16 protein-coding genes are annotated in these 17764 nt (G+C 47.6%); 11 read left to right on the plus strand and 5 right to left on the minus strand.

The window, feature by feature from the left end; genetic code table 11:
* Positions 1-145 precede the first annotated feature (145 nt).
* Complete coding sequence (locus KJS65_RS24680; RefSeq protein WP_213652489.1) at positions 146-1687, plus strand: potassium/proton antiporter; 1542 nt, start codon at positions 146-148, stop codon at positions 1685-1687.
* 76 nt (positions 1688-1763) lie between these two features.
* On the opposite strand, the gene KJS65_RS24685 is transcribed toward KJS65_RS24680, so the two are convergent.
* On the minus strand, positions 1764-2123 hold the full coding sequence (locus KJS65_RS24685) for a DUF1634 domain-containing protein (RefSeq protein WP_136608470.1): 360 nt from the start codon (positions 2121-2123) through the stop codon (positions 1764-1766).
* Positions 2120-2959 carry a sulfite exporter TauE/SafE family protein gene (locus KJS65_RS24690; RefSeq protein WP_213652490.1) on the minus strand — a complete coding sequence of 280 codons (840 nt, stop codon included), beginning with the start codon at positions 2957-2959 and terminating at the stop codon, positions 2120-2122. The genes KJS65_RS24685 and KJS65_RS24690 overlap by 4 nt, the downstream gene beginning before the upstream one ends.
* A 238-nt stretch (positions 2960-3197) precedes the next feature.
* Between KJS65_RS24690 and KJS65_RS24695 the strand changes: the two genes are divergently transcribed.
* A complete protein-coding gene (locus tag KJS65_RS24695; protein ID WP_213652491.1) occupies positions 3198-3653 on the plus strand; it encodes an Lrp/AsnC family transcriptional regulator in 456 nt (151 codons plus the stop codon).
* 114 nt (positions 3654-3767) lie between these two features.
* Positions 3768-4619, plus strand: coding sequence for an EcsC family protein (locus tag KJS65_RS24700; RefSeq protein ID WP_213652492.1), 852 nt, complete (start codon positions 3768-3770; stop codon positions 4617-4619).
* Between the two features lie 93 nt (positions 4620-4712).
* On the opposite strand, the gene KJS65_RS24705 is transcribed toward KJS65_RS24700, so the two are convergent.
* From KJS65_RS24705 to KJS65_RS24715, 3 genes are all read right to left on the minus strand, one after another.
* Positions 4713-5978 carry an MFS transporter gene (locus tag KJS65_RS24705; protein WP_213652493.1) on the minus strand — a complete coding sequence of 422 codons (1266 nt, stop codon included), beginning with the start codon at positions 5976-5978 and terminating at the stop codon, positions 4713-4715.
* Between the two features lie 67 nt (positions 5979-6045).
* Positions 6046-6747: an AIM24 family protein gene (locus KJS65_RS24710; RefSeq protein WP_244864791.1), complete on the minus strand. Its 702-nt coding sequence runs from the start codon at positions 6745-6747 to the stop codon at positions 6046-6048.
* A gap of 35 nt (positions 6748-6782) precedes the next feature.
* Entirely contained in the window at positions 6783-7229 is a 447-nt protein-coding gene (locus tag KJS65_RS24715) for a hypothetical protein (protein ID WP_213652494.1), read from the minus strand.
* 281 nt (positions 7230-7510) lie between these two features.
* Between KJS65_RS24715 and KJS65_RS24720 the strand changes: the two genes are divergently transcribed.
* The 8 genes from KJS65_RS24720 to KJS65_RS24755 all read left to right on the plus strand — a co-directional run bounded on the left by KJS65_RS24720 (position 7511) and on the right by KJS65_RS24755 (position 17745).
* On the plus strand, positions 7511-7669 hold the full coding sequence (locus KJS65_RS24720) for a hypothetical protein (RefSeq protein ID WP_213652495.1): 159 nt from the start codon (positions 7511-7513) through the stop codon (positions 7667-7669).
* 407 nt (positions 7670-8076) lie between these two features.
* Positions 8077-8775, plus strand: a complete 699-nt coding sequence (locus KJS65_RS24725; RefSeq protein ID WP_213652496.1) for a hypothetical protein — start codon at positions 8077-8079, stop codon at positions 8773-8775.
* Positions 8776-8943: 168 nt separating this feature from the next.
* Entirely contained in the window at positions 8944-9909 is a 966-nt protein-coding gene (locus KJS65_RS24730) for a helix-turn-helix transcriptional regulator (protein WP_213652497.1), read from the plus strand.
* A 350-nt stretch (positions 9910-10259) separates the two neighbouring features.
* Positions 10260-12314, plus strand: a complete 2055-nt coding sequence (locus KJS65_RS24735; protein WP_213652707.1) for a peptidoglycan D,D-transpeptidase FtsI family protein — start codon at positions 10260-10262, stop codon at positions 12312-12314.
* Between the two features lie 152 nt (positions 12315-12466).
* On the plus strand, positions 12467-14545 hold the full coding sequence (locus KJS65_RS24740; RefSeq protein ID WP_374706217.1) for a peptidoglycan D,D-transpeptidase FtsI family protein: 2079 nt from the start codon (positions 12467-12469) through the stop codon (positions 14543-14545).
* A gap of 225 nt (positions 14546-14770) precedes the next feature.
* Positions 14771-15511 (plus strand): Cof-type HAD-IIB family hydrolase, encoded by a 741-nt coding sequence (locus KJS65_RS24745; RefSeq protein WP_213652498.1) that lies wholly within the window; start codon positions 14771-14773, stop codon positions 15509-15511.
* 56 nt (positions 15512-15567) lie between these two features.
* A complete protein-coding gene (locus KJS65_RS24750) occupies positions 15568-16053 on the plus strand; it encodes a DUF456 domain-containing protein (protein ID WP_213652499.1) in 486 nt (161 codons plus the stop codon).
* A gap of 51 nt (positions 16054-16104) precedes the next feature.
* A complete protein-coding gene (locus KJS65_RS24755; RefSeq protein WP_213652500.1) occupies positions 16105-17745 on the plus strand; it encodes a putative polysaccharide biosynthesis protein in 1641 nt (546 codons plus the stop codon).
* Positions 17746-17764: the final 19 nt, after the last annotated feature.

Here is a 17764-nt window from a genome sequence, read left to right on the forward strand (position 1 = left end):
AATGTACTGAGGTGGCTTTCTTTTTACATGGTGAAAAGTCTTCCTCTTATTAGGTAATGGGTTTGTAAAGAGTCACGGAAGGGTTATATATATATGGATTGTTCAAATGATAAGGCATGTATTCTATTCTAAAGAGGCGAGGCTTTTGGAATCTACCACACTCATTAACTCACTTGTTTTGCTTATGGCTGGTTTGCTGCTTGTTGGCGTCTTAACCACCAAGTTCTCCTCACGGTTCGGAATGCCCGCACTGGTCCTGTTTATCGTTGTCGGGATGGTGCTGAACCGGTTCATTTACTTTGACAATGCCTTTATAACCCAAATTGTCGGCATTCTTTCTTTGATTGTTATTCTGTTCGAAGGCGGGATGCAGACCAAATACGATGATATTAAGCCGGTGATAGGCTCGGCTCTTTCACTCGCCACAGTTGGTGTGCTCCTAACCGCTTTTGTCGTTGGTATTGCTGCCAAATACGTGCTTGGCGTATCCTGGACGGAAGGCTTTTTGTTCGGAGCGATTGTCGGCTCTACAGATGCTGCAGCTGTATTCTCTGTACTTGGCGGCAAAAATATTAAAAAACGTTTGACCTCCACACTTGAGGCGGAGTCAGGAAGTAATGATCCCATGGCGATGTTCCTGACGATATCCCTGATCGAGTTATTCGAGCATCCGGATTCTTCCATAATCAGATTAATCCTGTCATTTATATGGGAGATGGGCATTGGTCTTGTTCTTGGCCTGCTGATCGGAAGATTGGCTGTATATGTGATTAACAAAATCAATTTTGATTCCTCCGGACTTTATCCGGTCATGGCATTGGGTTTCGCCGTGCTTTCATACAGCGGAACCTCCATTATTGGCGGCAGCGGCCTGCTTGCCGTATACGTGACAGCAATCGTCATGGGGAATTCGGAGCTGGCATATGGCAGGTCTATCATGCATTTTAACCAGGGCTTTGGCTGGATGATGCAGATTGTCATGTTTGTACTGCTCGGTCTCCTCGTGTTCCCTGATAAGCTGCCGGCTATTATTGGCCCGGGACTGCTTCTATCGCTGATCCTTATGCTTGTGGCTCGTCCAATCGGCGTTTTTATCAGTACCATTGCAATGAAATATTCGATGAGAGAAAAGGTTCTGCTCTCTTGGGCAGGACTGCGCGGTGCGGTTCCCATCGTACTTGCTACATATCCATTATTAGCCCAAATGGAGCATGGGCGGTTATTCTTTAATGTCGTTTTCTTTGTCGTATTGACCTCGGCCATTATTCAGGGGGCGACGGTGTCCCCACTTGCCCAGAAATTGGGGCTGGCCGGCGATCTAAAGCCTTCCAATCCCTCACTGCTGGAGCTCACTGCTCTAGGGAAAACCAGATCTGAAATCAACCATATTGAAGTGAATACCTCGATGGCGATCGCCGGAAAGGAAATTTCGGAGCTTGATCTGCCGGAGGATATCCTGTTTACGGCCATTATCCGCGATGAGCAAATTATTGCCCCGCGCGGGAACACGCGGATTGAGGCGGGGGATACGCTGTATATGCTGAGTCCCAAAACCAAGCGCAAGCAGCTCAAAACCATTTTGACCTCGCCGGCCCTGCCTGTCGTTCATCTAAACGAAGTGAAGCAGCCTGTGGAGGAAGCAACGAACGTTCTGCCGCCGACGGATCAGACCAAAAAAGAAAAGTAATTAAAAAGCCCGGCTATTCCTCTAAAAAAAGGAATCCGGGCTCATTTAGGCTTCATGCTTTGCTGTGGCTATTTTCTTAGGCTTTTCCAAGTATGAAGCTGATGATCAGAATGATAAGAACGATGGAAGTAATGATAACATACAGCTTATCGCCTTCCCGTACAAAGACCCATATTGAGATGGCAACGCGCAGCACTGGCGTAAGAATCAGCAAAATTAATCCGGTCGTAATGACGGCGTAGGGTTTCAGCTGGGCAGTACCGCTAAATATATCAGACAGGGTGTGAGGATAAAAGTTCTCGGGATATCCGCTGCCGCCTTGAATAAAGAGCAGGATCAAACCAAGTACAATAACCGCAGCACTGATAATGACACCAACCCGGAGCCAGCGGCTGACGGCGAGTTCAACATCTTGAATTTCACTTTTTTCATTCATTTGCCGAATCCCGCCCCTTCATAAATCATTTGGAGGGCTACATAGAGCAGCACCGGGATGAACAGCTTCCGGATGGTTTTGCTCTTCATGCGCTGCATAATCTGGGCTCCAATCGTTGCCCCGGCCAGAACACCCAGTGCAACCGGTCCCGCGATGTGGGGATCAATGTCCCCGCGCAGCAGATAGACCCCTGCACTTGCGGCGGCGGTTACACCCATCATAAAGTTGCTGGTTGCCGTCGATACCTTAAGAGGAAGCTTCATGAAGACATCCATAGCCATGACTTTAAAGCTGCCGCTGCCGATGCCGAGCAGGCCTGATATGACGCCGGCCCCGTACATCACGCTGAAGCCTCCATAAACATTGCCCACATTGTAAGGAATTTGCTGCTGAATGGCCTTGTCATAATAGCTTCCTCCGAGCTTCAGCTTTGCTGCTGCGGGATGCATTTCAACCAGCTCCTGCTGATCGCCTTTCTTTTTCTTGATCATATTGATCGCGGAATAGATGAGCAGAAGTCCAAAGATAATATAGAGCAAATTGGGCGCGATGAGACCACCGATAAATGCTCCGGTTATGGCACCAATCGTCGTGGCGATTTCCAAAAACATACCCACGCGCAAATTGGTGATACGGTCGCGTATGTAAGCGATCGCTGATCCGCTTGAAGTAGCGATAACCGAAATAATGCTGGCTCCAATCGCATGCTCGATGCTCACGCCGAACAGCAGCGTTAAAGCCGGCGTGACGATGATGCCACCGCCAAGTCCGAGCACTGATCCTACGATTCCGGCCAAAATGGCGATCAGAAGGATTTGCAGTGAGAACAAAATCAAGTCAAGACACCTTCCTCTCCAAAAAGTTTACCCGATTGCATTACACTCAGGGGTACCTGTACACTATATGTGAACTGTCCTGACACTCGGGCGAAATACGGGTCTATTATACAACGATTGTATAATTTATGATATACAATCGGACATTAAATTTGATTTTTATATTTACATTGTAAAGTATATTGTGAATTGATCACCAAAATGGAATGCAATCCGACCGGGAGAAGGGGAGAAACATATGCGTTTTAATCAACTGGATGAAAAGGATGAGCTGATTCTAAAACATTTGCTGGATAACGGGAGACTCAGCCACGCAGAGCTAGGCAGATTTGTCAATTTGACGAGAGCCGCCGTCAGGGAACGTGTAAACAACCTGATGGAGCAAGGAATTATCGATAAATTCACGGTAAGTGTTAATCCCCTGAAAGCAGGGAAAAGCCTGTCAGTTTACTTCAACATCGATGTTGAATGGAGTATGCTCGAGACCGTAGCGGAGCAGCTTCTCTCGGATGAGGAGATCACCAGTGTGTATCAGATGAGCGGTGGACCGCATCTTCATGTTCATGCATTGATGGATAATCAGGAGCATGTGGAGCGGTATCTTCTGCGGCTGCAGGAACTGCAGGGTATCACAAATGTTCATAGCGAATTTTTGATCAAACGGTTTAAGGAAAGAGAAGGTTTGCTGATCTGACGGCACGCTTCCTTTCTCTCGAAAAGTATTTCCCATCCTGCTGCTCATTACCCGCGAGGGGCAGAACAAGACATTACCCCGGCCAAAACAGGTTCTGATTAAAGGAGGGTTCTGATGGCGGCAACGGAAGAGACCGCATATTTAGCGGAAGAGCTAAAGAAAATTGAAGCTTGGGAGAAGAATCAGAAGCAGGTGTGGTTTTGGGAAAAGCTCAGCCGTCTGCCGTTTATGCTGTTGGACAAACTGACCCCAAAACGGATACGTGACAAGCTTGGGGATGCGCTGGGGGAAGTAGGGCGGTTTCTGCAGACCGGTGGACAGTATCTGGTCCAGCAAAAGAGCGTATTGAAGCTGCTTCAAGCCGCATGGATCCATTCGCAAAACGGTGCTGCCAAGCTGCCGGAGGAGCGAGAACTCAATGGGGAAAAGGCTGAGTTTACGCTTGAAGAAGCCGCGAATTTGCCGCTTGAGGTTATGGACAGAACGGCAGAGGAGCTGACAAGCCGCCGCGTCAAGTTCGCAGCTGCTCAGGGTGCAACCACGGGTGTTGGAGGTGTGTTTACACTCGCTGCGGATATTCCGATGGTACTTGGCTTGTCTCTTAAAGTGCTGCAGGAGATGGCTTTGTGTTACGGATATGATCCAAGATCGGAACAGGAGCGGGTATTTATCGTGAAATGTCTGCAGTTTGCTTCCGCCGATATTGTAGGTAAAAAGGCGGTGCTGGAAGAGCTTGCCCAATTTGAGCAGGAAGATCATGCGCTGCAGGTATTTTCCCAAATCCAGGGATGGCGTGAGGTCGTTCAAACGTACAGGGACAGCTTTGGCTGGAAAAAGCTGTTTCAGCTGGTGCCGGTCGCAGGTATTCTGTTTGGTTCCATCAGCAATAAGGGGACGATTGAGGATGTTGCGGAAGCAGGGAAGATGCTATACCGGAAACGGAGAATCCTTACAAGACTCAAATAAAAAAGCATTAAAAAGCCCTTCTGGTTCTTCGGTGAACTTATTTCGCCGAAGAGACCGGAAGGGCTTTGCTCTGTTAGGTTTTGATTAGTTCTTTTATTCCTCGCTTTCGCTGGACCATTGATTCAGAAGCTTATCTGAAGGAAGCAGGAAGGTTAGAATACCGAGAATTGGCAGGAAGCTGCACAAGGTCATCACGGTGTTGACACCAACCATATCGATCCATTTGCCGAGAACAAGAGCACCGAGACCGCCAAGCCCGAAGGCCAGCCCAGTGATGAGGCCGGATACGGTTCCGATTTTACCGGGGAAGAGCATTTGGGCATATACCACGGTAACGGAAAAGCTGGAAAAGACGATCAATCCGATCAGGGCCAGCAGAATGCCCGCCCCCCATAAACCGACATGGGGCAGCAGCAGAGCGAGCGGAGCTGCAAGCGCCATGGAACCGAAAATAATATTCCGCTTGCCGAAACGGTCTGCGAGTGGTCCGCCGAAGAAGGTGCCGACTGCACCCGCGCCAAGAAATAGGAAGATAAAGATCTGGGCGTCATTGACGCTTAAACCATAATGATCGATCAAATAGAACGGAAAGAAAGTGCTGATGGAGGAGCTGTACCAAGACCGGACAAAGACCAGCACGATAAGCATCACAATGGCAAACCGGACTTTCGTGCGTACCTCAGGCTTCAGCTGGCGTGCCGCCGCCTTTTTCTTCACATGTGCGCCGCTTTGCAGCTTCCTGCCATACCATCTGGCAACGTAAATTTGAACGGCGATGCCTGCTCCCGCTACGAGCGTGAACCAGATGGCTCCGAACAAACCGAGCGGTATGAAGATCCACATGGTTAGCATCGGCGCCAGCGATTGACCTGCGTTTCCTCCTACTTGGAAGATGGACTGGGCCAATCCTCTGCGTGTGCCCGAAGCCATATGGGACACTCTGGAGCCCTCCGGATGGAAAGCCGCCGACCCGAGGCCGACGAATACGACAGCCAGCAGCACAGCCGGGTATGTATCAGCGAAGGCCAGTAGAAGCATGCCTGTAAAGGTGAAGCCCATGCCTACTGGCAGAATAGCCGGAGTCGGTTTGCGGTCTGCGAACCAGCCGACAACAGGCTGCATAATGGAAGATGTGAAATTTATTGCGAAGGATATCCACCCGATCTGCGTATAGTTTAAGTGCATGGAAGATCTTAGAATGGGAAAAATGGCTGGAATAACCGACTGAATCGAATCGTTGAACAGATGAACAAGACTGATTGCGATCAGTATGCGGAAGACGGTAGCACTCGCATCGGAACCGGCTAGCGGCTGTCGTCCTTTTTGTGGTGCGGCGCTATTTACGGTAGGAACTGACATATGAACCTCCTGCTCTCATCAAATGGATAAAGAGATTATATGACAGAAAAAGGGTATGCGTATACCCTTACTTGATAATGACGCCTCCAAAAGGGATCACTTCGCGCAATATTCTTTTCAGCAGGCCTTCTTGTTCCATTTCTTTCTGCAGGCGGCTGGTCTGCTGTCCGGCATGAAACAGAACCGTGCCATTTCCGGTCATTTTCCAGTGATAGTTCATATGCTGGCTGGCCAGCGTATTGCCGTAGACGGTTAATTCGAGCTTGGCATTTTCGGGATAAGCAACGAGGCTGCCTGCATCGATATACAGCGGCTCGGAAGGATGGAGCTCGGATTCATAAACTGCTCCTTCCGTTAGCAAGCCGATTGTACCCGAACCAGAGAACTTCATCTTTACCGCATCTTTGGTAATCAGCATATTTTTAATGTGAAGTATCCGGGTATGCATTTGAATTCCTGTGCTGTAAAAGAAGAGATTGCGGAAATCGTAGAGAAGATCGCTGTATTCCTGGAGCTCCACGGTTTTAATGGTAAATCCGGGAGGCAGTGCAGCGGTAAACTGGCAGGGACCGCTCATATCCGCCTGGATCAGTCTTTTTTTTCGGTACATTCCTTTCACATTCATGAAACGGTCGCTGCGGCCATCGGAAGGACCGCGGTAAGCGATGACTTGCTCGGGATGGAGAATATGCATGGATTCCCCTTCACCAAGCGAGAAGTCTACGGCTTGTCCATTCCCTCCTCCGGATTCCCGGATTCTGATATTCAAAAAAGTTTCCTCCTTTTAGAGGTGATAGTGAAAAGCTACAGCCGCGTTCTTCGGTTGGAGCGACGCATGGCGAAACGTAAAACGCGGATCAGGACAAAATAACCTATGACGAGAAGAACGACGGTAATGAGCATGATTTTGAATTTACGCGCTTTGGCGTCCTTAAGCTCGTTCACTTCCTTCAATTGATTGACCGTTTCAGCCAGCTGGCGGTTCTGCTCCACAAGCTGAACGTTTTGCTCCTCGAATGTCTTGGCATTTTGCTTCGCCTGGTCCAGCTCATCCAGCGTTTCCTGATAACTCTCCTTAAGCTGATTAACCTCACCCGGAAGATCAGAGAACTTTTCCACACCATTGTAGAAGTCATGAAAATAATTCGCGTGGGCGGAGGTACCGGCAAGCAGCAATCCCCATATCACTAAAAAAAGCATACTGATCGTTCGGAGCGATGATATTTTATGAAGTTTCTTGTTTTTTTTCATATTTTCACCACCTGCCGCATAGTATGGAACATGCCTGGTAACCTACATTACCCCAAAACACATGGAGTTGATTATTATACGGATTGGATATTTGTAAATGATTCAAAGTTTAGGAACTATCCTGAACGGGTATATCTAGTAAGTAGCCGCTAGATTCGTCACACTTATTTCATTCCCTGAGGATATAACTATTAAAAATACACAAATACACATAGATCAGGCTGAGGCCGATATGAGGGACTGCAGCACATGCTATGCAATGTTAAAAGGAGAAGATTGAAATGGAAAAAGAACAACAATACAAAAAAATGCTGATTACTGTGAATGGTAAGCCCGTAGGCAGAGAAATCTGGATTGACAAAATAACCTATGCACCGGTTTTTTTAGATGAATTAGCTGTCAAACCAGCAGGATCGGATGCCGAAGCAGCAGTCAGCTGATTTTGTATCATAATATCATAACCAGGCGATAAAAACCCGTAGTCCAACAGGACTTTCGGGTTTTTTTGCTGTATATTGTCGTCATGTGATACAGATAATGAAAAGCCTATTTATGCCTAACTAAAATATAACGTTTATTTTCATATGTTTGTTACATATTTCGACATTTATTTATGTGTAGTTCTTATATACTATAAGGGGCTTCGTGCTGGGCTTTGTTTAGGTCTTTTTGCGCATTTTGTCAAGGATGGGGGGAATTAAGGCTAAAAGAACAAATGAGATTTCTCAAGCGTGTCGTAAATATGCTAAAATGATAGAAATATATCGTACGAACATATGTTCCGTGACAGTCTGCTGTCAGCCCATATTGGTACGATATAAAGATGACAAGAAAAGGGGTGAAATCCATGCAGTCAGGTATTCAGGAAAATTTTACATGGAACCGCAGTCACATCTTTGCAAGCGGCTCCAATAAAGTCATTTTGTTGGTTGAATGGTATGGGGGATCCTTTCGTCCTTCAAGAAAGAGAAGTACACCCAAACTGATCGCCCAAGATGTGCAGCTGCATTTATGGTTTGAACCGCAAGTCTCTTTAGTCCATGTCCATGGAGCGAAGGCAATGAAAAACCTGGGTCAGTCACTCATGATTCCTCTCGGTCATCTGTATGATGGTGTGAAGCAGTTTATAGCCATCGAACTTGCTCTTGAGCCTCAAAATGCTGGCATGCATGGCGTTTTGTCAGCTCAATGGAAATTCAAAGAAAAGAATAAAGAACGCATTAAGGAACTTCCTGTAAAGGAATTATATATGAACTATACCTACCATACAGGGCTATTACAGCAGCCGGAAAATTTCCATGTACGAAAGCATGTGAAGCTTCTGGAAACCCAGAGTGTTCTGAAGGAGGCCATTCATTTATTCGAATACGGGGAAATTGACCGTGGAGAGTGGCTTCTGCGTCGAAAAGGGGATGAGCTGTTAATTGAAGCTGCGCGTTTTACGGATGGCCGATTGCTTGAAGAAGCGGATATGTTATACCAGCTGAGCGAGCACTATGTGAGCACCTATCAAAATCGCAAGGTTCTAAAAATAAAAAACGGTTAATATGTTCGCTTATTTTCGCATCTCTGAAGAAATCAGCCTGAGGCATAAGTCTAGAGAAGCAAACAGGGCTGGGTTTTTTAGGCAGGATTCGCTTTGCTACAAGTCGAATGGACTACATCACGCAACTCTAAATGAGTCTAATTTACTATATGAGCTAGGAGAATCCACATGACCGACAGACTAATTCGATTAATGCGCATCATTACACTTGTTCAAGCTAAACCGGGGATACTGGCAAGGGAGCTGGCAGAAAGATGCACTACCAGTGAACGTACCATTTACCGTGATATGGAAGCCTTAAGCGCCATGCATATACCTATCACCCATCTTGGATATGGGAAAGGGTATCAATTTATCGGCAGGTTTGCTTTATATCCATTCGATTGGACGGAGGAAGAAGTTCATGCATTTCGGACTCTTGCTCAGGTCATGAATCAAGTCAAGCCTCTGCTGCCCGAAGGATTCGAAGGCGCCTATGAAAAGGTAATGGCTGCACATCATAAACAGAGCATCGATCGAATAGAAACTGAGCTTCAGGAAAGTGATCATCACAAACCGGGAAAGACCGCCAAGGGATCATCCGCAGAGGAACAGTCCCAGTATCTGATACCGATTTTGCAGGCAACCCTGTCTCATCAAATCATCCAGGCTGAATATTACATTCCGGAACGAAATGAGCTTCTTTACGGTAAAATAGATCCATACCTCCTGATCCCATGGCAGCGCCGTTTTTATCTGGTCGGACGAAACCATAATACGGGAGAAGTACATACTTATCGCCTGAATCATTTTGAACGGGTCGTTGTGTTGGATGATTGCTTCATCAAAGTACATACCCATATACAGCAGGAGTGCCATGATCATTTTCGCGGAAAAGAAGAAGAACCGGTTTCATTCAAGGTTAGACTCTCCTCTGCGGTCATTCCGAAATACAAAGAAAAGGAATTTATACTGCCGTTTGCGGAAATGACTGAGCATGATGGAAGTCTAGTCATTAATCTGAAGGTTTCTGATGTCCGTGAATTCATGAGCTGGCTGTCCCAATACGGGTCCGAAGCAGAAATTATTGAACCTGTTCATTATCGCGAAATGATGAAACGCCAATTAAAAAAATGGCTTGCGGTGTATGGGTGAACGGCGATTTTTCACTTTACTACATCAACTCACCAGAGAAGTGGGCCTGCATATTTTTTTACAGCCGCTATGCCGGTCCGCGTTTCTGGCTGATTTATGTATCATCCAATCTACCTGGGCCGGCTCATTGCTTCTCTCCTCCATTGCATCGGCTCTCTCCCTCCTGAATTCATTATCGACGACTTTTTCCTAGTTTCCGCTTCAAAATGACGGTTATAGCCCGGGAAATGATTTTCCTTATAATGGATTTTTGTGTTAATATTTATAAGAAGTTTCTCTAAATATTGGATATTCGAGGAAACGGGGAATGGATTTTGAGATTTTTCTTGTCTGGAAAATCGCCGGAGGAAATGGAAGCCGAGAACAAAAACAGCTTGAATCTGAGAATTAATATGTTTTTCTTCAGCACGTTTATCATTTTTTGCGTCGTGATTGTCCGTTTGGCCGTCCTGCAGTTTGTTGAAGCGCCCAGCTTGACGGTGAAAGAGGCCAGCCAGAATACAAAAAACATACCTCTTCCTCCTGATCGTGGAAACATCCGCGATGCTGCAGGGGCCAAACTGGCATATTCAAACCCTGTGGAGTCGCTTTATATTACGTTGATGAAGGATTACAACAAGACAACGGAAAAAGGAAAGAAGAATCGTCCTGAAGCGGACAAAATGGCGGCACAGATGGCAGACGCCTTCAAGCAGTTCGGAGATGGCAAAAACAAGCCTCTGACAAAGGATGAAATTATCGAAGCGATGGATCTTGAATCCAAGCTGGATAAAGGATATATACCTCGCCGCATCAAGTCGGATCTGAACGAAAAAGAAATTCAATACTTTATGGAGCATAAATCTGATTTTCCGGGTATTGAGATTATCGAGGAAACCACGCGTCAATATGACCCGGAAACCGTTGCCGTACAGACCGTCGGCTATGTCAAATCTTTTAAGCGGACGGAAATTTTGAAAGATTATGACGAGGCAAGGAAAAATAGTGCGGATGACACCAATCCCGGAGAAATATATACGAAAGACGAAATTGTCGGCTTTGACGGCGTTGAGGAATCATTCCAGAAAGAGCTGAGAGGAAAGAACGGCTACAAAGTGGCTTCCGTAAGTTCAGCCAACATTCCGGAAGAGATTGTGGACATCATTCCTCCAGTCAAGGGAAATGATGTGTGGCTGACCATCAACAAAGAAGTTCAATTGCAGACGGAGCAGGCGATCAAGGACCAGCTCGTTTGGCTGCATTCCCATCCGGTGTCCGGGCAGACTCATCCCGAAGCTGTGACGGGCTATGCGGTAGCCATGGAAGTGGACACAGGCAACATCGTAGCGATGGCGAGCATTCCGGATTACGATACAAACATATGGAAAAAAGGGTCTGCTTCGAATGCGGATTTCGACAAGCTCAATTCAAATTATCAGAACGGGGCCATTACCCCGATTAGCTCCGGCAAATCGAAGCATGGGCTGGATTCAGGAGTTCTGCTCGGCTCAACGATCAAACCGCTGAGCGTGCTCATCGGATTGAACGAGAAACTCTTTACAACGACTACTCCTTATAATGATACTGGTGTCACGTATTTCGGTAAGGAGCAAAAGGCTGTACATAACTCCCAGAATCACGCGTATGGCTATTTCCGGACACCCGCGGATGCCATTGAGCATTCATCGAATGTTTTTATGGTAGATAAGGTCGGCAACGCGTTGTATAGCAAGTTTGGTAAAAAGGGTATCACGGTATGGAATAAGTACATGGAGGAATTCGGATTGGGTGTGTCAACAGGGGTTGACCTGCCTAATGAGTGGCTGGGCCGAAAGGAATATGGAACGGCCGATCATGTTCCCAAATCCGTCGGAAGCGCTCAAGCTGCGCTTGTTTATGCATCCTTTGGCCAAGGGGGCAAATATACGCCGCTGCAGCTGGCACAGTATACCGCTACGCTTGCGAATGAAGGTGCGAGGATTAAGCCGCAAATCGTCAGCAAAATTACGGACCCCAGCGGCAAGGTGATTAAAACAACCAAGCGGGAAGTTCTGAACACAGTCAAATTTGATGCATCCTTTTGGAAACTCATTAAAAAAGGAATGAACACGAACGTTAACGGGGCCTTTGACGGATTCCCTTATGATTACGCCAGAAAAACGGGTACTTCCCAGCAGCAGGTCAATGGGGTTAACCGGGATAACGGGGTGTTTATCGCCTATGCACCGCGCAATAATCCAAAACTGGCTGTTGCCGTTGTCATTCCGGAAGGCGGGTTCGGCGCTTATAGCGCCGCGCCAGTAGCCCGTAAAATGTTCGATGCTTATGATCAAGTGTACGGTTTGGACGGCGTTCCGAAAAAGCCGCTGCAGGACAAAAAAGCAGAGGAAGAGAAGGCGAAGGAAGCTTCCAATAAACAGCAATAAGAGCGACAATTATAGCGGCAGAAGGGGGAAATACTCCTGGTCTGCCGCTTTGTTTTGTCTCAACACCGGTCGAATCATAGCGAAAGATGCCGAGCACCCCTCATGTATGCTAAAATAATCAATGTTATTTTAGTTAGAGAGGGGGGGAGCCGGTGGGCGAATACACACCGGACCATCCGGAGCAGGAAGAAACGAAAAAGAAGGGAAATCTGAATTTAAGAATCAACTTGTTCTTTTTCAGTACTTTTATGATCTTCTGTGTCATTATTATCAGACTGGCCATCCTTCAGTTTGTAGAGGGACCAACCCTGACGGAGAAGGAATCCAGTAATATTGTCAAAGACGTACCGCTTCCTCCAATACGGGGAACTATTTTTGATGCGGCAGGTGTAAAACTGGCCTATTCGACACCAACACAATCGCTTTATATCACATTAATGAAGGATTATAGTGAAAAAAACGGCAGTAAAAACCGCCCTGAAGCCGAGGAAATTGCGCAGCGGCTTCTGGAGGTGTTTGATAAATACGGGAATCCAGATGCGGAGAAAATGACCAAGCAGGATATTATCGACGCTATGGATTTGGATTACAAAAAATACGCTGGCTATTCGCCGCGCCGGATTAAAATGGATCTGACGGACAAAGAGATTGCATATTTCAGTGAGCATAAGTCCGATTTTCCGGGTATCGCCATCGAAGAAGAGAGCGTCCGGCATTACGATCCGGATACCGTTGCAGTCCAAACCATTGGATATATTCGTACATTCAGCGGCTCGAAGACCCTGAGCAAGTACAAGGGTATCGATGAAGAGCAGCGGAGCAGCGACGTCACGACTGATCCGGGACTCGTATATACGGAGCCTGAATTCGTCGGGTTTGACGGGCTTGAACTGATGTATCAGGACGAGCTTCGCGGCAAGAATGGCTACAAGAAGGTGCCTATCAATCCGCGCAATATGCCGGAGGGCGTGGATGAAATCGTACCACCAGTAAAAGGCGATAACATCTACTCGACGATTAATAAGGATATCCAGGTATCCACAGAGCAGGCTATTACAGAGCAGCTGAACTGGCTTCATACCCATCCGGTATCCGGCAGAACGCATCGCGATGCCACCACCGGCTTTGCCGTGGCGATGGAGGTCAAGACAGGCAATATCGTAGCCATGGCCAGCATGCCGGATTACGATACGAATGTATGGCAGACTGGCAGCGTAACACCGGATAACTGGAAAAAGATACAGAACATTTATATGAATGGAACCATCCGGTCGTTTAATCCGGGCAAAAAGGGTGACCATCCGGAGTCTGTTGTCCTGCTTGGTTCGACCCAAAAGCCGCTCAGCGTGCTGCTTGGTTTGAAGGAAGGTTTGATTACAACCAATACCTATTATCAGGATAAAGGCGCAGCTTATTTTGGTAAGGAAGGACATCAGACGCGTGTCCAAAACTCAGGAGGTCACGTATACGGAGGTATGGATCCGGCACGGGCGATCGAGAAATCCTCCAATGCGTTTATGGTCGATATGATCGGTAAAAGGCTTTACGATAAGTATAAAGACAAAAGCATCGGTGTTTGGGACGAATACATGACCCAGTTCGGGCTTGGCGTCCTGACAGGCAGCGGTCTTCCGGGTGAGTATAAGGGGCGCAAGGAGTACACGAACATTAAGCAGGCAGGCAGTACGCAATCTGCAATGGCCTATGCTTCTTTCGGCCAGCAGGGGAAATATACGACGCTTCAGCTGGCGCAATATACAGCGATGCTTGCTAATGAGGGTAAGCGGCTGAAACCGCAGCTGGTCACCAAGATTACCGATGAGAAGGGTAACATCGTTAAAACCTTTAAGCCGGAAGTCCTCAATACCGCGGATTTCCCCAAATCCTATTGGAATGAAATCCGGCGCGGAATGAAGAGTGAAGTATCAGCATTCGGAGATTTTCCTTATGCCTTTGCTCGGAAGACTGGTACATCGACGCAGCAGGTCGGTCATCAGCTCGTGGATAACGGCGTATTTATCGCCTACGCACCTCGGGATAATCCGGTGCTGGCTGTCGCCGTTATGATTCCGGAAGGCGGCTTTGGCTCGCAAAGTGCCGCGCCGATTGCCCGGAAAATATTTGATGCGTATGACAAAGTCTATGGACTGGACGGAGTTCCAAAAGGCAACCAGGACAATAACGCGAATGGAACCGATACGACGAATAATCAAACAACCAGCAATCATTAAAATTTACACTCTATCATATACAGATGAAATCAGGGGCAGGCTTCGGGGAGACACGAACCTGCTCCTGATCTTTTTTATTCGCAGGGATAGCAGGTCCTGTTCCTGTCCCGGAACGGATGGATGGTCATCGACTGAAAAACCCTTTTGTGGCTGTCCCCGGCTTTATGGTAAAATGTTCGTATGTGTGCATGAAACGTGAAAAAGAGAACGTACAGGGGGTACAGCATGAATAACCAATATAAACTGCTAGCACTGGATATGGATGGCACCCTGCTGACGAGTGAGCATATCATCTCGCCAGTAACATCGGAGTGGATACAGAAAGCCAAAGAAAAGGGAGTCCATGTATGTCTTTCGACCGGAAGAAGCTTTGGGAGTGCGCTGCCGTACGGTGAAGAATTGGGGCTGTTAACGCCGATGATCACCGTGAATGGCAGCGAGGTATGGAGAGCTCCGCATGATCTGCATCTGCGTTCTTTGATGGATACGAAGCTTATTTCTGCCATGCATGATATCGCTGTGGCGGAAGACTGCTGGTACTGGGCTTATTCTGTAGAGCGGGTGTATAACAAGGATGAGTGGGTAGACGATATTGAGGGAAAGGAATGGCTCAAATTCGGGTTTCATACGGAAGATGATGATGCACGCCATCGCATCCTGATGAAATTACAGGATATGGGCGGACTTGAAATTACGAATTCCTCCCCTCATAATCTCGAAGTGAACCCGCAAGGGATAAACAAGGCTGCCGGAATTCGCGAGGTATGCGGCTTGCTTGGACTAGATATGAGCGAAGTGATTGCGGTTGGGGACAGCATGAACGATCTGGCAGCGATTCAGGCAGCAGGGCTGGGCGTTGCCATGGGGAATGCACAGCAGGTTGTCCGAGATTCTGCAGATTTCGTTACGACAAGCAATGACGAAGATGGTATTGCGAAAGTCATTGAAAAATTTATTTTTATGTAGCATGAGCTGAAGAAAGTATCATCAGTCTCTATTTCTATCAAGAAGGGATCGAAGCTATGGCTATACTCGGATGGATTCTGATCATTGCCCTGTTTGCCGTTGGACTGGCCGGAGCAATATTTCCCGTGCTGCCGGGTGCGGTGGCGATATTTATTGCCTTTTTCGTCTATGGCTGGTTCTTTACATTTGGGCATTTCAATGTGTGGTTCTGGATCATTCAAGCGCTCATCATCATTGTGCTGTTTGTGGCGGATTATGCGGTAAGTGCCTGGGGAACGAAGAAGTTTGGAGGCTCCCGGCTGTCCGTTATTTTAAGCACCATCGGCGTTATTATCGGGCCTTTTGTGATTCCGGCTTTCGGCCTTATTATCGGTCCGTTTCTAGGGGCCTTTGTTGGTGAACTGATTGTCGGTTCCTCTGTGTCAAAATCCGTAAAAGTCGGCTTTGGTACATTGGTGGGACTGTTCAGCAGCATGGTGATGAAAATTATTTTGCAAATTGTAATGATTGTTGTGTTCTTTATTTGGATCGCTGTTTTTTAAAGTCATATGCTCCATGGGTTGTGCTCGCTGGGGGAAAGAAGGGAATAGGGTTTGGCTAAAAAAGAATCGTTTATCAAAGGTACACTTATTCTGGCTGCTGCAGCATTGGTGGCAAGGGTATTGGGGCTGGTACAGAGAGTGCCCCTGGATCACTTGTTTGATGATGTCGGCAAGGCTTCATTTTCCATTGCGAACAACGTGTATCTGATGCTGCTTACGGTAGCCACTGCCGGCATTCCGAGCACGCTCAGTAAAATGGTATCGGAACGTTATGCATTGAAGAGGCCGGGCGAGGCGCGTCAGGTATATCGTGCGGCGCTGCTGTTTGCCGTATTTGCCGGTGTTATTATTACCGTTTTACTGTACGTATTGGCGCCGTATTATGCTACATACGTATCCAAAGTACCTGAAGCGGCATTGGCGATCCGTGCTTTGGCACCTGCATTGCTCCTTTTTCCTGCAATCGCCATGATGCGTGGCTATTTTCAGGGAAGAAACAATATGGCTGCCGGCGGTATTTCGCAAATTGTCGAGCAGTTTGCGCGTGTAGGCACAGCTATTATTTTGGCATATATACTGCTGAAATCAGGTTATAGCGGAAGCTGGGTCGCAGCGGGCGCATCCTTTGGGGGCGTGCTCGGAAGCATCGGGGCATTTGCGATTATGCTGTACTATACGGTGAAAATCCGTAAGCAGGATAAGGCGGAGATGCTTCGTGAAGGCACTGTGAACCAGCTGCCGCTGATGAGAATTTATAAGGACATTTTCACACTGTCCATTCCGATTGTACTTTCATCCTTAACCGTTCCTGCGGTTAACTTTATCGACTCGTCTATCGTGAACCCGCTTCTGATCGGTCAGATCGGGGCGGCGAAGGCAACGGAGCTTCTCGGGATTCTCGGACAGCGGGCTCAAAGTATTGCCGGTATTCCGCCGATACTGGCCATTGCGCTCAGTACCTCGTTGATACCGGTTATATCGGCAGCATTTGCGCGTAAGGATCAGGAGCATTTGCAGCAGCAGATGACGCTGGCGCTCCGCATCTCTGTACTGACCGGGATGCCAATCGTAATCGCGCTGTGTACAGCGGCATATTCGATTAACGGACTTCTGTTCAGCAGTCTTGACGGTAGCTGGCTTATCATGCTGCTCACATTCGGAACGATCTTCCAGATCACGATGATGACAACAAACTCCATTCTTTTGGGGGTAAACAAGGCGAAGATTTCCATGGTGAATGTCATGGTTGGTATTGTGGTCAAGCTGGCGGGAAGCTACTTGCTTGCCCCATGGTTTGGCATCTATGGCATTATTGCCGCTACCGGACTCTGTTTCCTGGTCATCACGCTGCTCAATCTGCGAATGCTGAAGGTCATCGTGCCTTTTTCGATTCTTGGCAAACGCTGGACAGGCTTCTTGCTGACGGTGATCTTGACTGCCGCCGCAGGTTACGGACTGAACGAGGCAGGCATTCAGATGACGCATATCATGCCAGATCGTCTCGCTTTCTTCATCACCTGCATCATTGTCGGTGGTGCAGTCGTCATTCTCTATCTTGTGCTGATGATTATGCTCGGCGTGCTGCGTCAGCATGAGCTGGTGAGCTATCCCCGCAAGCTGCAAAAGCTGCTGCGGCCACTGATGCGCCTGCAGCCATCCCGCTTCAAGACTGGGGATTCGCAGGGCCAATAAAAATGATGTTCTGATGTTG

This window comes from Paenibacillus sp. J23TS9 (genome assembly GCF_018403225.1).
Classification (GTDB): domain Bacteria; phylum Bacillota; class Bacilli; order Paenibacillales; family Paenibacillaceae; genus Paenibacillus_AQ.

Bases quoted from the DNA above. Each gene is read 5' to 3' on its own strand.
- KJS65_RS24715 (WP_213652494.1), bottom strand. From the start codon at position 7,229: ATGAAAAAAAACAAGAAACTTCATAAAATATCATCGCTCCGAACGATC.
- KJS65_RS24730 (WP_213652497.1), top strand. From the start codon at position 8,944: ATGACCGACAGACTAATTCGATTAATGCGCATCATTACACTTGTTCAA.
- KJS65_RS24685 (WP_136608470.1), bottom strand. From the start codon at position 2,123: ATGAATGAAAAAAGTGAAATTCAAGATGTTGAACTCGCCGTCAGCCGC.
- KJS65_RS24745 (WP_213652498.1), top strand. From the start codon at position 14,771: ATGAATAACCAATATAAACTGCTAGCACTGGATATGGATGGCACCCTG.
- KJS65_RS24750 (WP_213652499.1), top strand. From the start codon at position 15,568: ATGGCTATACTCGGATGGATTCTGATCATTGCCCTGTTTGCCGTTGGA.
- KJS65_RS24700 (WP_213652492.1), top strand. From the start codon at position 3,768: ATGGCGGCAACGGAAGAGACCGCATATTTAGCGGAAGAGCTAAAGAAA.
- KJS65_RS24735 (WP_213652707.1), top strand. From the start codon at position 10,260: ATGGAAGCCGAGAACAAAAACAGCTTGAATCTGAGAATTAATATGTTT.
- KJS65_RS24705 (WP_213652493.1), bottom strand. From the start codon at position 5,978: ATGTCAGTTCCTACCGTAAATAGCGCCGCACCACAAAAAGGACGACAG.
- KJS65_RS24695 (WP_213652491.1), top strand. From the start codon at position 3,198: ATGCGTTTTAATCAACTGGATGAAAAGGATGAGCTGATTCTAAAACAT.
- KJS65_RS24720 (WP_213652495.1), top strand. From the start codon at position 7,511: ATGGAAAAAGAACAACAATACAAAAAAATGCTGATTACTGTGAATGGT.
- KJS65_RS24725 (WP_213652496.1), top strand. From the start codon at position 8,077: ATGCAGTCAGGTATTCAGGAAAATTTTACATGGAACCGCAGTCACATC.